This window comes from Constrictibacter sp. MBR-5 (assembly GCF_040549485.1).
GTDB lineage: Bacteria > Pseudomonadota > Alphaproteobacteria > JAJUGE01 > JAJUGE01 > Constrictibacter.
The window spans coordinates 142065-155145 of the sequence record NZ_JBEPTK010000007.1 but is presented as its reverse complement, the minus strand read 5'-3'; the positions used below and the strand labels follow the sequence as shown (position 1 = coordinate 155145).

The 13081-nt window shown below is 69.2% G+C and carries 16 protein-coding genes; 7 read left to right on the top strand and 9 right to left on the bottom strand.

Going from position 1 to position 13081, the window contains the following annotated elements; genetic code table 11:
• Window positions 1-25: 25 nt before the first annotated feature.
• Together rpmA and rplU are read right to left on the bottom strand one after the other, a co-directional pair.
• Window positions 26-304, bottom strand: coding sequence for a 50S ribosomal protein L27 (rpmA, locus tag ABIE65_RS16045; RefSeq protein WP_354079018.1), 279 nt, complete (start codon window positions 302-304; stop codon window positions 26-28).
• A 21-nt stretch (window positions 305-325) separates the two neighbouring features.
• The gene (gene rplU, locus ABIE65_RS16040; protein WP_354079016.1) at window positions 326-634 is read right to left on the bottom strand and encodes a 50S ribosomal protein L21; all 309 of its coding nucleotides are present in this window, start codon (window positions 632-634) and stop codon (window positions 326-328) included.
• Between the two features lie 196 nt (window positions 635-830).
• On the opposite strand from rplU, the gene ABIE65_RS16035 reads away from it, so the two are divergent.
• On the top strand, window positions 831-1058 hold the full coding sequence (locus ABIE65_RS16035) for a hypothetical protein (RefSeq protein ID WP_354079014.1): 228 nt from the start codon (window positions 831-833) through the stop codon (window positions 1056-1058).
• Here ABIE65_RS16035 and ABIE65_RS16030 read toward each other — a convergent pair.
• From ABIE65_RS16030 to ABIE65_RS16000, 7 genes are all read right to left on the bottom strand, one after another.
• Window positions 1055-2128 carry a cytochrome P450 gene (locus ABIE65_RS16030; RefSeq protein WP_354079012.1) on the bottom strand — a complete coding sequence of 358 codons (1074 nt, stop codon included), beginning with the start codon at window positions 2126-2128 and terminating at the stop codon, window positions 1055-1057. The two genes, ABIE65_RS16035 and ABIE65_RS16030, sit on opposite strands and share 4 nt — an antisense overlap.
• A gap of 20 nt (window positions 2129-2148) precedes the next feature.
• The gene (locus ABIE65_RS16025; RefSeq protein WP_354079011.1) at window positions 2149-2943 is read right to left on the bottom strand and encodes a class I SAM-dependent methyltransferase; all 795 of its coding nucleotides are present in this window, start codon (window positions 2941-2943) and stop codon (window positions 2149-2151) included.
• 7 nt (window positions 2944-2950) lie between these two features.
• The gene (locus tag ABIE65_RS16020; RefSeq protein ID WP_354079010.1) at window positions 2951-4069 is read right to left on the bottom strand and encodes a cytochrome P450; all 1119 of its coding nucleotides are present in this window, start codon (window positions 4067-4069) and stop codon (window positions 2951-2953) included.
• The gene (locus tag ABIE65_RS16015) at window positions 4066-6087 is read right to left on the bottom strand and encodes a hypothetical protein (RefSeq protein WP_354079008.1); all 2022 of its coding nucleotides are present in this window, start codon (window positions 6085-6087) and stop codon (window positions 4066-4068) included. The genes ABIE65_RS16020 and ABIE65_RS16015 overlap by 4 nt, the downstream gene beginning before the upstream one ends.
• Window positions 6084-6908, bottom strand: coding sequence for a hypothetical protein (locus ABIE65_RS16010; RefSeq protein ID WP_354079007.1), 825 nt, complete (start codon window positions 6906-6908; stop codon window positions 6084-6086). The genes ABIE65_RS16015 and ABIE65_RS16010 overlap by 4 nt, the downstream gene beginning before the upstream one ends.
• Before the next feature lie 155 nt (window positions 6909-7063).
• Window positions 7064-7276 (bottom strand): PqqD family protein, encoded by a 213-nt coding sequence (locus ABIE65_RS16005; RefSeq protein WP_354079006.1) that lies wholly within the window; start codon window positions 7274-7276, stop codon window positions 7064-7066.
• Window positions 7277-7390: 114 nt separating this feature from the next.
• Window positions 7391-7552, bottom strand: coding sequence for a hypothetical protein (locus tag ABIE65_RS16000; protein WP_354079004.1), 162 nt, complete (start codon window positions 7550-7552; stop codon window positions 7391-7393).
• Window positions 7553-7688: 136 nt separating this feature from the next.
• Between ABIE65_RS16000 and ABIE65_RS15995 the strand changes: the two genes are divergently transcribed.
• The 6 genes from ABIE65_RS15995 (at window position 7689) to ABIE65_RS15970 (ending at window position 13080) form a co-directional block, all read left to right on the top strand.
• Window positions 7689-8483: an NADPH-dependent oxidoreductase gene (locus tag ABIE65_RS15995; protein ID WP_354079003.1), complete on the top strand. Its 795-nt coding sequence runs from the start codon at window positions 7689-7691 to the stop codon at window positions 8481-8483.
• Between the two features lie 86 nt (window positions 8484-8569).
• Window positions 8570-9448 carry an alpha/beta fold hydrolase gene (locus ABIE65_RS15990; protein WP_354079002.1) on the top strand — a complete coding sequence of 293 codons (879 nt, stop codon included), beginning with the start codon at window positions 8570-8572 and terminating at the stop codon, window positions 9446-9448.
• Window positions 9449-9535: 87 nt separating this feature from the next.
• Window positions 9536-9781, top strand: coding sequence for a type II toxin-antitoxin system Phd/YefM family antitoxin (locus ABIE65_RS15985; protein WP_354079001.1), 246 nt, complete (start codon window positions 9536-9538; stop codon window positions 9779-9781).
• A complete protein-coding gene (locus ABIE65_RS15980) occupies window positions 9778-10188 on the top strand; it encodes a type II toxin-antitoxin system VapC family toxin (protein ID WP_354079000.1) in 411 nt (136 codons plus the stop codon). The genes ABIE65_RS15985 and ABIE65_RS15980 overlap by 4 nt, the downstream gene beginning before the upstream one ends.
• Window positions 10185-10709, top strand: a complete 525-nt coding sequence (locus tag ABIE65_RS15975; RefSeq protein ID WP_354078999.1) for a GNAT family N-acetyltransferase — start codon at window positions 10185-10187, stop codon at window positions 10707-10709. Before ABIE65_RS15980 ends, ABIE65_RS15975 begins: the two co-directional genes overlap by 4 nt.
• An 88-nt stretch (window positions 10710-10797) precedes the next feature.
• The gene (locus tag ABIE65_RS15970) at window positions 10798-13080 is read left to right on the top strand and encodes an NADP-dependent malic enzyme (RefSeq protein ID WP_354078998.1); all 2283 of its coding nucleotides are present in this window, start codon (window positions 10798-10800) and stop codon (window positions 13078-13080) included.
• Window position 13081 lies beyond the last annotated feature (1 nt).

Here is a 13081-nt window from a genome sequence, read left to right as displayed (position 1 = left end):
GTCGCACCGTCCTGGGGGCGGAGCGTTATTCGGCCGGCGGCACCGCGGTTTCGGTGGGCACCACGGAGACGTAGGTGCGGTTCTTCAGCCCGCCGCCGAACTCCACGCGGCCCTCGACCAGGGCGAAGATCGTGTGATCCTTGCCGAGGCCGACATTGCGGCCGGGGTGATACTTCGTGCCGCGCTGGCGAATGATGATGTTGCCCGGAATGACGGCCTGTCCGCCGAACTTCTTCACGCCCAGACGGCGACCGGCGGAATCGCGACCGTTACGCGAACTGCCGCCTGCTTTCTTATGAGCCATACGATCTGCTCCCCGACCCGATCAGGCCGTGATGTCGGTGATGCGAAGGACCGTCACGTTCTGACGGTGACCGCGCTTGCGCCGATAGTTCTGGCGGCGCTTCTTCTTGAAGATGATGACCTTGTCGTTGCGATCCTGCGCGACGACCGTCGCGGCTACGGACGCACCGTCGATCATCGGCGAGCCGACCTTCGGCTCGTCGCCGCCGAGCATCAGCACTTCGCCGAGCGTGATCGTGTCGCCCGCTTCGCCGGGCAGCCGCTCCACGCGGATGACGTCGTCCTTGGCGACCCTGTATTGCTTGCCGCCGGTCTTAACGATTGCGTACATGGCTTCCCGACTTCCGCACGACGTGAGCGCACCGATATGGTGGGCACTCCCGGATCGCACAATAACAGACCGCGCCTGCGGAACCCGCGGCGCGAGAGGCCGGGAATATACGCAGCCGGCGCGACGTGTCAACCGGATGTGCCGCTTCCCGCGCAGCTTTAGAGTAGCACCATGGTTTCATCGGAGGGCAGACAGGATGAGCGTCGCCGCTGCGCGATGGCTGGTTCGGGCGGTGCAGGAGCCCGGCGATCTGCGCGACGCGCTTCGGGCGCGCGCGGAGGACGTCACTCTGGCGGATCTGGCGGCGCTCTCGACGGAACGCGGCCAGCCCGTTTCGATAGAGGATCTCCGGCAGGCATTCGTCGAGGATTGGACCTTGCGCCGGGCGCTCGCGAACGTGCGCTCGCGGTCGGAGAAGGTCTAGGCGGGCGCGGCGAACCGGATGCGCAGTGAGGCGCGTTCGCGCAGCACCCGCCGTCCCGTCCATTCCGACGGCTCCGCCAGCGCCATGTGTGGAAGGTATGGGCGGATCTCGGTCAGCACGATCTCGAGTTCCTGCCGCGCGAGCCTCGCGCCCAGGCAATGCGTCGGGCCGTGTCCGAACGCCAGATGCTTGACCCTGGGCGTATCGGCATGGGGGCACGCCGCGTCGCCGAACGCATCGACGTCGCGGTTCGCGTCCCCCAGCATGAGATGGACGAGCTGTCCCCGCTCTATGCGGTTCGATCCGATCTCGACCCTCTCCCGGGCCACGCGTCCGATACATCCGACAGGGCCCTCCAGTCGAATCAGCTCTTCGAGGGTATCGTCGAGCCCGACCGGCGCGGCGGCCAGCCGATCCCGGAGAACAGGCGATTCCAGGAGCGCCGCGACGACGTTGGCGATCAGGTCCTTCGTCGTCTCGCTGCCCGCATAGAAGATCATGGCGCGCCAGTAGCCCAGCGCGCCGGCATCGTCGGCCGACCCCCCGAGCGCCGCCAGGGCATCGGCCACCAGCGGCGTGGGTCGGCCGCCGACACGTCCGGCGTCGAGCCGCTTCACGAGCATCATGAGACAGAGGCGGGCGCGCTGACGATCCGCTTCCGACGCATCGATCTCGTGGCCCTGGGTCATTCCCGCGAAGATCGGGCGCAGTCCGAGGATGCCGTCGGCGGGGTGGCCGAGCAGATCGGCCATGACCGTCGCCGGGACGGCGTAGGCGAGGTCCGCGAGTGCGTCGAACTCGCCCTTGTCGGCGCCTCGGGCGAGGATCTCGCGGACCAGGGTCCGGATGCGCGGCGCCATCCGGGCGACGGCCGCTCCGGACAGATGCCGGGCGAGCACGCCGCTCAGGGCACCGGCGCGTCGCGATCGCGTGGCGGGATTCGCGACCTCCAGATGTGCGGCGGCGTCACCGCGCATCAGCGGCTTGTAGATTTCGAACCGGGGATCGGCGAGGACGTCCAGGACGTCCCGATAGCGGTCGAGGCGGAGGTCGGGGATGCTGGCGGGCATCGGCGGGAGTGTGGCTTCGGTCAGGACATCGCCGCCGGCTTCGTCGCGCGCGCGATGACATAGGCGCTGACGGGGAGGGCGGCGATCTTGTCGGCGAAGGCGAGCGCCTTTCGGAAGGCTGCGGGCTCCAGCGTCTTCGTCATCAGCCCTTTCAGGGCTCGGGCCCGGCTGTTCCGGACGAAGCCGCGCCAGACGGGATCGGTGACGTCGCGGCAGGCCACATCGGCAAAGCCGGCGCTCCGCCAGATCGTCTCGTAGCTGCCGATGTCGCGATAGATTTCACCGCCGGACAGAAACCTGCCGAAGACCTCCGGCTGGTCGTGGAACAGTATATCCGCGACGACGAGTTCGCCGCCGGGACGCAGGATGCGCATCGCCTCGGCGAGAAAGCGTGGCCGATCGAAGTGGCAGGCCGCCTCGATACTGATGACGGTCCGGAAGGTTGCGTCCGGGAAGGCGAGGTCTTCCGCGGGCATCAGGTGGAAGTGCGCGCCGGGCACCCGGCGGCGGCAGGCATCCAGCTGATGATCCGAGATGTTCGCCCCATGCACGCGGTCGGCCGGCCAGTGGCGGGCGATGCAGGCTGTACCGCCGCCCGCGCCGCAGCCGACGTCGAGCACCGGTCCCTGGCGATCCTGCGCCGTGGCGACCACCTCCTCGGTCAGGCGTGCGCAGGCCTCGGACAGGGACATGCTCGTGCCGGTGAAATAGCCGAGGTTGAGAAAGCCGCTGTCGGCATCCTCCGTGATGTAATGCGCGGCGTGATCGAGGAAGCGATCGTACGATTCGGCGAGCGCGCTTCGGGTGATTGGCATGGCTTCCTCAGGATGCGATGACTCGGATCGAGACGGGCTCGTGCAGAAGCCAGGCTCTCCGCCACTGTATCGGCTCCAGGAGCCTGAGACGCGGGATGAGCGGCAGCAGGTGGGTGAGCGCCGTGCGGATCTCCAGCCGCGCGAGGGGCGCGCCCAGGCACGCATGGCGCCCTCTGCCGAAGGAGAGGTGCCGCTGCGTCGGCTCTGCCGCCGGGCAATCGGGTGCGGCAGTCCCGCGCTCCCTGTTCGCCGCGGCCGTGAGCAGGTAGACGCGTGTCCCGGCCGCAACCGGCGTGCCGGCGACCGTCGCCGCCGCCGTGGCCATCCGCTTCAGCGCCAGAACCGGGCTCCGCAGGCGGATCAGGTCCTCCACCAGCGCCGGCATGTCGGCATCCGCCCGTTCCGCACATGTGCGATAGGCGGCGGGATCCTCCAGCAGCCAGGCGAGGATCGACGCCAGGCACCCGGCAGTCGTCGTCGTGCCGGCGACGAGCAGCTTGGTGCAGACATCGGCCATGGCCGCAACGGGGATACCGTGCTTCAGGCCGAGGTCGCGCAACTCGTCGAGCAGCGGCGTCGCGATCTGCGTCTGTGTCAGGTGCAGAGCGAAGTAGCCGTCCAGCCCCTGCTTGGACCGGCCGCCGCCGGCGATGCTCTCGCCCCGGCCGGAATCGTAGGATTCGAGGAGGCCGCCCGCGAGCCGTCCCAGTCCCTGACGATGGGCGGGGGGGACGCCGAGAAGCTCGGCCATCACTACGAGCGGAACGGCGCGGGCGATATCGCTCACCAGATCGGCCTGCGAGGCCGCCAGGAGAGGTCCCGCCGCGTCGGCGCAGGCCTTTTCGACCAGTGCGGGCAGTTCTTCCCCGGCTTCATGGGCGAACCAACTCCTCAGCATCCGCACAACGGAACTGCGGAAGGCCGGCGTCCGGTCGGTGAAGCTCGAACTGTCGGTGATGGACAGCCGGTCGTCGCGCAGCGCGGCGAGGATTGCGCTGCGATCCGAGACCGCCCACCCCTCGCGATCGGCCAGCCGGACCGGGCAGACCGCCGGCATCCGTCCGAGAACTTCGAAAGGATCGCGCACATAGCCTTCGGGTGGATCGCCTGCGCCGAAGACGCTCATGCCGACACCGCCGCCTGTCGCAGGACCGTGAGCGTTTCCAGTACGGTCGCGGTCGTGAACGTCGCACGATTGTCGCACGCAGGAACGACGGCGTCGCGGGCATTTGGGATGCGCAGATGCGCGGAACCGGTCCAGGAGCCGTCGACGCGCTGTGCGGCGAGCAGATCGTTCAACGCCGCCGCCAGGTCATCCGGCCGGCGGACAGCAGGCAGCGCCGTACGGAGCGCAAGTGCCGTGCCGAACGGATCCTGGTGTGCAGCGAGGCGCGTCGCAGACCCGGCGTCCAGTCGCGCCGCGGCCCAGCGCGCCGCACGCCGTGCCGCCTCGGGAGCATCCTCGCGCAACGCGTCGGCCGCGAGCGCCGTGGCATAGGCTCGATCGGCCCACCAGTAGCCGTCCCAGGCGCCATCGTCGCCCTGCGCCGTTTCGAGATACCCCCGCAGCCGCGGCCGCAGGGCGGTCAGGCCGGCCGCGGCTGCGGTCACGCAGGCGTGGCTGGCGAACCATCCGGCATTCACAGCACGGTCCCCGGACCATTCGCCGTGCTGGGCGCGCCGATACGTCGTCACGCCGCCCGTATCGTCGATGTGCGCGTGCAGGAACGCGGTTCCTGCCGACGCGGCCGATGTGTCGGCCTGCCCCAGGCGCTGCGCCAGCCGGACCGCCCACGCCGTACTGTCGGCATCCGCCGGCTCGGCGTGGTTCCAGCCCCAGCCGGGCCGGCTCCGGCTCCGCCCGGACAGGAGGGCCCAGGCGAGGCCTGCCGCCGCACGTCCGGCGCCGTCCGTGCCCGCGAGGGCATGCCCGACATAGGCGGTAACCCACTCGTCGCTCGTGCCTTCGGCGAAGCCGTCATAGTCGAGCCACCATCCGGTCTGCGTGCGGGCATCGAGGAGAAACCGGATGGCGGCGTCGCACGCCTGTTGGAGCGATCGGGTCTGCGTGGTCGTGGAGATGCGCGCAGGCAGTGGCGCCGCCGGTTCGGGGGCGATCCGGCTCGGGACCGTCCTGTTCGTCACCTCCAGAAACCCGACATATGCCTTCGCGCGTGGCGGGCCGTCCGCGCCCAGGGTGACCTTGACGTGCGAGATCCGGCACTCGATCCATCCCGCCTGATGCTTGCCGCGCAGCAGGTCGTCGATGATCAGGCGCTCGGGCCATGGCTGTTCCGCCGTCCGCGGCGTGATGACCGCAGGCCAGGCGAGAACGGCGTCGCTCGTTTCCGTGTCGGCGAGTCCGTCCGCGGCGAGCACGGCGAGAAGGCCTCGCCAGCGGGGTTCGGCCGGGCCGGGCGTCCCGACGAAGCACTCGAAGCCGATCTCGGGGCGCAGTGCCGCGTCGAGCGTGAGCGCGAGCCGGATTCGGTCGCTGCATGTGGCGAGGCCGTCGGCGCAGGCCAGCGCTTCGGCCATCCTGCCGGGCCAGTGTGTCCGTTCCAGGTAGGACCGCAGGCCGTCGCAGGGGATGCCGTCGACGATCAGGCGGAGCGGCGACCCGGTCCTCCCCGCCATGATGCCGGCATGGGACAGGAAGGCGCCGTCCGGCAACGCCGACACTGCCCGCTCCAGGGCCTGGCGCTGCGGCGTCGGCGGCGTGGTGCCGGCGGTCGCGAGAAGGCGAAGAACCCTCTCGATGTCGCTTCCCCCGGCACCGCGGCCGATCCGAACGAATATCGACAGCGGGGGCGTCTCGTTCTCGCCCTGGCCCTCGTCGTCCATCTCCAGCCAGACCTCGTCGGCTGCACCGCCGGCGAGCAGGTCGTGGATCCGCATCGGGTCGAGCTGGGAACCGAGACGGCTGTCCGCCGCATTGCAGAAGGCCAGCAGGCGCTGTGCATCCTCGCGCGTTCTCAACATCTGCTGTATATCGACCCGGCTGCGCTCGGTCAGCGCGAATTCGATGCCTGCCGCCGCGATGGCGGGGAACCGTGCCGCGAGACGGTCGATGGCGGTCGACGGTGGCCATCCCCTCTCCGACAGCACGAACCGCAGGATGGGGGCCAGCGACGCGGCGTTCACCGCAGGATCGCGTCGACGAGGCGCGGCAGATCCCGCCACCGGCGCGCGTGGCGCAGCGGGCGAACGAGCACCGTCCGTGCGATCGCGCCCAGGCCCTGCAGGTGCGCCGGGCCGAGCAGGCCGGGCATGCCGGGCGGATAGCAGGCGCGGATCAGGCCGAGAAGGGCAGGGCCGGGGGCGAGCCTGTCATCGATGGTGAAGGAAGGCTCGTCGGCATCCGAGGTCGTCGGGCTCGCGAGCAGATAAATCGCATCCAGATCCGCCGAAAGGCAGGGTGCGCCTGCGGACTGGGGACAGGTCGGCGTCCAGAGCAGCTTGTCGGCGCCGTCCGGCCGCTTCAGCGCGTCCGCGCCGATCCCCAGCGCCTCCGCCGTTTCCGGGGTGAGGCGCAGCGATGCCATGCCGGCGGCGACCGACCGGCTGGAGCGCGGATCGGAAAAGGCCACCAGATCGTCCGACAGCAGGTCGGCGCCGGCCCGAACCGCGGCCGCGGCCAGCGTCGACTTGCCGGTTCCGCTGTCGCCGAGCAGCGCGACGGTCCTCCCCTGGAAGCGGACGACGCTGCCGTGCAGGCAGACCGCACCCCGCAGGACCAGGAGATAGCCGATGGCCCAGCCCATGACGATGGACGGGAGCAGGTGCAGCCTGTCGGACGTCGACGAAATCGCGATCGATCTCAGGGCGTTATCGATCCGCACCTGCACGTGGCCAGACCAGTCCAGTACGTGTGCACCGTCAGGCTCGATCGCGATGTCGGGTTGGGACGGTCGCGCCGACCGATGAAGCACGGCGCCGCTCGACCCAGGCCGGCGGTCGGGCAACAGGATGATCCTGACGTCGTCGGGTTCGTCGCCGTGTTCGATGGGACGAGCGCCCGGAAAGGGCAGGTCGCTACCGATTCTGAGGCCGCAGAACAGGACACGCGTGCGGATTTCGCCCAGAATTGCGTGTCGCCGGATTGCCGCGCCGTTCCGCATCAAGCGGGGGGAGCGACGTCACACTCGCGGACGAGGTCGTTCTCCGCGAGGCGCGCGACGAAGGACCTGATGTCGGCCTCACAGCGGTCGCGGTCGACCCGGTAGACCGACCGCACATGTTCGACGATCTCGTCGAGAGAACGAGCCTCCGCCAGAAAGTCCCAGACGACCTTCCCGGCACCGTCAGCTTCGAAGAGAAGATCCTGGTCCACGCAAAGAAAAGCGACCCGATCTTCGAGATCGGTCCATATCGCCATCTCGTTGCGAGTGAGCTTATTTAGTACGCTACTCTGCGTCGCCAAAGGTTGAGTCAATGTTAATGCAACTCAAGAATAATCCACACCGTCAAATCCTCCGCCTCCACCTCCACCAGCTTGCGCCAACTCGCTGACCTTGCCGATCAGCTTCAGTTCCGGTGGCGCATAGTCGTCGCGACGGTTCGCGTCGGCATCTTTCGACTTTGCGTATTCGCTATCGACCGCGCGCATCTGGATGCCTCTGACTGTCAGCAGGAATTGTGCCGGCAACGTAACCCGCTCTCGGAGCGGGGGCAATGGCCGGCGTTGGAGGTGGTGCCGACATTGGCGCTAGAATGGTTCGAAACTCCTTGAGGAACCCGGATCCATGCCTGATTCGCCTACACCGATCTCGACAGCCGAAGACCTGCCCACCAGCGAGACGATCCGCCTTCTGCACGGCCGCGTCAGCGTGCGCCGCTACACCGACCGCCCCGTCGACGACGCGCATGTCGAGGCGGTGCTGCGGGCGGCGTTCCGTGCGCCGACCTCGTCGAACATCCAGTCCTACAGCGTCGTGGTCGTGCGCGACCCGGAGACGCTGAAGCAGCTGTCCGTGGTCACCTCGAACCAGCGCCACGTCGCGGAGGCCCCGGTGTTCCTCGCCTTCTGTGCCGACATGGCGCGGATCGAGACGGCGATGACCGGCTACGGCCACGACATCGACGGCAACAACCTCGAGATGGGCCTGGTGTGCAGCATCGATGCGGCGCTGGTCGGCATGTCGGCATCGCTCGCGGCCGAATCGCTCGGACTGCAGGGCGTGATGATCGGGGCGATCCGCAACGACGCGACCGAGGCGGCGCGCATCCTGGGGCTGCCGCACCGCGTCTACTGCGTCTACGGCATGGTCCTCGGCTGGCCCGCCGAGGCGCCGCCGCCGAAGCCGCGCATGCCCTACGACGCGGTCGTGCATTACGAGCGCTACGGCGAGCGCCGCAGCGCGCGCAGCATGGAGGAGGCGGTCGCCGCCTACGACGCCGAGCTGGCGGCGCACTATCGCGGCCAGGGGCGCACGACGAACGACGATTCCTGGACCGCCGACGTCGCGAAGAAGTTCTCGGTGCGGCCGCGCCAGAAGCTGCGCGGCGACCTCGCCGGCCAGGGTTTCGACTTCGGCTGAACCGTCCCGCGGCGCGGGGCGTTGGCAAATCCGCTGTCCGGACATACCGTCGCGCCCCTGAAACGGAGCGCGGAGACGGGACAGCGATGAGTGCGGGCGAGCGACTGCCGGGTACGCCGGTGCCGATGCATGTGTGGGACGGCGCCGGCGGCGTGCCGATCGCGGGCGACAGTTGGGGCGATCCGGCGGGGCGGCTGGTGGTCCTGCTGCACGGCGGCGGCCAGACCCGCCATGCGTGGAAGGGCGCCGGCCAGACGCTGGGCGAGGCCGGCTACCACGCCGTCGCCTTCGACGCCCGCGGGCACGGCGATTCCGGCTGGGCCGGCGAGGGCAACTACGGCGCCGACCAGATGGTGGAGGATCTCCGCCGGGTCGTCGCCACGGTCGGCGACGGCCGGCCGTCGATCCTCGTCGGTGCGTCGATGGGCGGCGGTACCAGCCTCGTCGCGGTCGGTGAGGGCAGGGTGGAAGCCGCCGCCCTGGTGCTGGTCGACATGGCGCCGAAGATCGACCCGGACGGCGTGCAGCGCATCCAAGCCTTCATGAACCAGAAGCCGGACGGCTTCGATACGCTGGAGGAGGTGGCGGAGGCGATCGCCAGCTACCAGCCGCACCGGCCGCGGCCGCGCAGGCTGGACGGCCTCGCCAAGAACGTCCGCCTCGGCACCGACGGGAAGTATCGCTGGCACTGGGATCCCGCGCGCCGGCAGGGCGGCAATGCCGGGCAGGCACCGTACCGCCAGCGCCTGTCCGACTGCGCCGACCGGCTGACCCTGCCGACCCTCCTGGTGCGCGGCGGCCTGTCGGACGTGCTCAGCGAGGAGGGCGCGCAGAGCTTCCTCGCCCAGTGCCCGCACGCCGAATATGTCAGCGTGAAGGACGCCGCCCACATGGTCGCCGGCGACCGCAACGACATCTTCGCCGACGCGGTCATCGACTTCCTGCGGCGGGTCGTACCGGCATAGGGCTGTGCATTCACCGTTCGGCTATGCCGAACTTGCCGGTTTCTCGCCGCAACAGGTAAGCTGGGTAAGCTGGTTTGGGAGAGACGGATGCGTGAGGTCGGGGCCTTCGAGGCCAAGAACACTCTGGGCGCGCTGCTCGACCTCGTTCAGCAGGGCGAAGAGGTCGTCATTACGCGGCATGGGAAACCGGTCGCGCGCATGGTCAGGGAAGGCGGCGCGAAGGACCGTACTGCGGCGCGCGCTGCCGCCGAACGCATCCGCGCCCGTGCGGCGGGACTTCCGCGGATCAGCCCCGAGGAGTGGCGGCAACTGCGCGATGAGGGGCGTCGATGACGCTCGTCCTCGATAGCTCGGCGACTCTAGCTTGGCTGCATAATGACGAGCGGTCGCCTGCGATCGAGATGTTGTTCGACCGGATCGTTGACGAAGGGGTGGTCGTACCGAGCCTATGGCACCTCGAAGTTGCGAGTGCGCTGACGAATGCGGTTCGGCGGCAACGGGTCACGAAGGAGTTTCGTGATGAGGCGCTCGCGGATCTGGCTCACCTCGACATCACCATCGACCCGGAGACCGACCGCCATGCGTGGACGGCCAGCCTCCGCCTCGCCGATCTGCACGGCCTGACGGTTTATGATGCCGCATATCTGGAACTCGCTCAGCGGCGGAGGCTTCCGCTCGCCACGCTCGACGCCGCGCTGATTCGCGCTGCCTCCTCCTCTGGGGTGGAGACGCTGCCTTGACGGACGACGAGGCTGCTCTGCCGCTTCTCCGCATCGCCGCCTTCGCTCCCGCCGACGAGCCCGCTCTGCACGCCCTCCGCCTCGAAGCGCTCGCGGCGCATCCCGAGGCGTTCGGGGCTTCGCTGGCGGAGGAGAGCCGAGGGGTGCCCGACTGGCTCGCCGCACACCTCGCCGCAGGGCGGATCTACGGGGCCTGGGACGGCGACGACCTCGCCGGCATGGCCGGGCTGTGGCTGGAGGCGGCGGAGAAGAAGCGCCACCGCGGTGGGCTGTGGGGCATGTATGTGCGGCCCGCTTCGCGTGGGCGCGGCGTCGGCGGTGCACTGGTGCGGCACGTTCTCGACCGTGCGGCGGCGGCGGGGCTGGAGCAGGTCCATCTTGGCGTGGGTGCCGGCAATTCGGCGGCACGGGCGCTCTACGAGGCCTGCGGTTTCGTCGCCTACGGCACCGAGCCCCGGGCGCTGAAGATCGGGACTGCCTATGTCGACGAAATCCTGATGGTCCGCCGCCTGGAGCGGTGACGGCAATTTTCACCACGCGGCACATGACACCGGCAGCGGACCCTGCGTAATCTGCGGCAAAACGCCTGATGCGAGGGAGCCGTAGATCATGGCCGAGGGCCGCAACTATTCCACGCTCGACCAGGAGTCGCTGCGCATGCACGCAGCCGGCCGGCCGGGCAAGATCGAGGTCGTCCCGACCAAGCCGCTGACGACCCAGTACCACCTGTCCCTGGCCTATTCGCCGGGCGTGGCGGCGCCCTGCCTCGAGATCTTCGACGATCCCTCGAAGGCGTACGACTATACGGCGAAGGGCAACCTCGTCGCGGTCATCTCCAACGGCACGGCGGTGCTCGGCCTGGGCGACCTCGGCGCCCTCGGCTCCAAGCCGGTGATGGAGGGCAAGGCCGTCCTCTTCAAGCGGTTCGCCGACGTCGACTCGATCGACCTGGAAGTCGATACCCGCGACGTCGACGAGTTCGTCAACTGCGTGCGCTTCCTGGGCCCGACCTTCGGCGGCATCAACCTGGAAGACATCAAGGCGCCCGAGTGCTTCATCATCGAGGAGCGCCTGCGCGAACTGATGGACATCCCGGTCTTCCACGACGACCAGCACGGCACTGCGATCATCGCCGGTGCCGGTCTCGTCAACGCGCTGCACCTGACCGGCCGCGACTGGACGAACACGCGGGTCGTTATCAACGGCGCCGGGGCGTCCGCCATCGCCTGCATCGACCTGTTCAAGGGGCTCGGCCTGCCGTCGCGCAACGTGATCCTCTGCGACAGCAAGGGCGTCATCTACGAGGGCCGCACCGAGGGCATGAACCAGTGGAAGTCGGCCCATGCGGTCGACACGCCCTTCCGCACCCTCGCCGAGGCGATGAAGGGCGCCGACGTCTTCGTCGGCCTTTCCGTGAAGGGGGCCGTGACGCAGGAGATGGTGCGCTCGATGGCGGCAAAGCCGATCATCTTCGCCCTCGCCAACCCGGATCCCGAGATCACGCCCGAAGACGTCCAGGCGGTGCGCGACGACGCGATCATGGCGACCGGCCGGTCGGACTATCCGAACCAGGTCAACAACGTGCTGGGCTTTCCCTTCATCTTCCGCGGCGCGCTCGACGTGCGCGCCTCGAAGATAAACGACGCGATGAAGGTCGCCGCAGCCGAAGCGCTGGCGAAGCTCGCCCGATCCGAGGTGCCCGACGAGGTCGCCGCCTCCTATTCCGGCCGGCACCTGCAGTTCGGCCCGGACTATGTGATTCCCGTGCCGTTCGATCCGCGCCTGATCGTCGAGATTCCGACGGCGGTGGCGAAAGCGGCGATGGAGTCCGGGGTCGCCAGCAAGCCGATCGAGGACTTCGCAGCCTACCGCGCGCAGCTTGCGCAGCGGCTCGACCCGACGGCGGGCGCGCTGCAGCGGATCTACGACGAGGTGAAGGCCAAGCCGAAGCGCGTCGTCTTCGCCGAGGGCGAGGAGGAGCGGGCGATCCGGGCCGCGGTGAACTTCCGCAACGCTGGCCTCGGGACCCCCGTCCTGATCGGCCGCGAGGACACGGTGAAGGCGGCGATGGCGCGCATGGGCCTCGGCGACGAAGCCGGCGAGGGCAGCGGCCTGGAGATCCACAACGCCCGGCTCAGCCAGGACAACCGCCGCTACGTCGAGCTGCTCTACAGCCGCCTGCAGCGCCGCGGCTCGCTCCAGCGCGACTGTCAGCGGATGGTCAACCAGGACCGCAACGTCTTCGCCGCCTGCATGGTGGCGGCCGGCGACGCCGACGCGATGGTCACTGGCCTGACGCGCAGCTTCGCCGTCTCGTACCGCGACGTGACCCAGGTGATCGAGCCGGACCCCGATTCGATCGTCTTCGGGCTGACCACCATCGTCAGCCGCGGCCAGACCGTCCTGATCGCCGACACCACCGTGCACGAGCAGCCCTTGCCCGAGGAACTGGCCGAGATCGCGGTCGCCGCGGCGGCGCAGGCACGGCGCATGGGTCACGAGCCGCGCCTGGCCTTCCTGTCCTACTCGAACTTCGGCAACCCAGACCGGCCCTCGGCCCGGCGGGTCCGCGACGCGGTCGCGGTCCTCGATCAGCGGCCGGTAGACTTTGAGTATGACGGCGACCTTTCCGCCGACGTCGCCCTCGACCCGGAGCTGATGAAGCGGCTCTATCCGTTCTGCCGCCTGTCCGGGCCGGCCAACGTGCTGATCATGCCGGCGCTGCATTCGGCCAACATCGCGGCCAAGCTGCTGCAGAAGCTGGGCGGCGGCACGGTGATCGGTCCGATGCTGATCGGCCTGCCGAAGTCGGTGCAGATCGTCCAGATGGGGACGACGGTCTCCGAACTGGTCAACATGGCGGCCGTGGCGGCGCACGACGCGATGCGCTGAC

What these genes read in the sequence shown, in the direction of transcription:
- ABIE65_RS16025 (WP_354079011.1), bottom strand. Translation starts at nt 2,943, where the DNA reads ATGCCAATCACCCGAAGCGCGCTCGCCGAATCGTACGATCGCTTCCTC.
- ABIE65_RS16035 (WP_354079014.1), top strand. Translation starts at nt 831, where the DNA reads ATGAGCGTCGCCGCTGCGCGATGGCTGGTTCGGGCGGTGCAGGAGCCC.
- rpmA (WP_354079018.1), bottom strand. Translation starts at nt 304, where the DNA reads ATGGCTCATAAGAAAGCAGGCGGCAGTTCGCGTAACGGTCGCGATTCC.
- rplU (WP_354079016.1), bottom strand. Translation starts at nt 634, where the DNA reads ATGTACGCAATCGTTAAGACCGGCGGCAAGCAATACAGGGTCGCCAAG.
- ABIE65_RS15980 (WP_354079000.1), top strand. Translation starts at nt 9,778, where the DNA reads ATGACGCTCGTCCTCGATAGCTCGGCGACTCTAGCTTGGCTGCATAAT.
- ABIE65_RS16030 (WP_354079012.1), bottom strand. Translation starts at nt 2,128, where the DNA reads ATGCCCGCCAGCATCCCCGACCTCCGCCTCGACCGCTATCGGGACGTC.
- ABIE65_RS15990 (WP_354079002.1), top strand. Translation starts at nt 8,570, where the DNA reads ATGAGTGCGGGCGAGCGACTGCCGGGTACGCCGGTGCCGATGCATGTG.
- ABIE65_RS15985 (WP_354079001.1), top strand. Translation starts at nt 9,536, where the DNA reads ATGCGTGAGGTCGGGGCCTTCGAGGCCAAGAACACTCTGGGCGCGCTG.
- ABIE65_RS16000 (WP_354079004.1), bottom strand. Translation starts at nt 7,552, where the DNA reads ATGCGCGCGGTCGATAGCGAATACGCAAAGTCGAAAGATGCCGACGCG.
- ABIE65_RS15995 (WP_354079003.1), top strand. Translation starts at nt 7,689, where the DNA reads ATGCCTGATTCGCCTACACCGATCTCGACAGCCGAAGACCTGCCCACC.
- ABIE65_RS15970 (WP_354078998.1), top strand. Translation starts at nt 10,798, where the DNA reads ATGGCCGAGGGCCGCAACTATTCCACGCTCGACCAGGAGTCGCTGCGC.
- ABIE65_RS16020 (WP_354079010.1), bottom strand. Translation starts at nt 4,069, where the DNA reads ATGAGCGTCTTCGGCGCAGGCGATCCACCCGAAGGCTATGTGCGCGAT.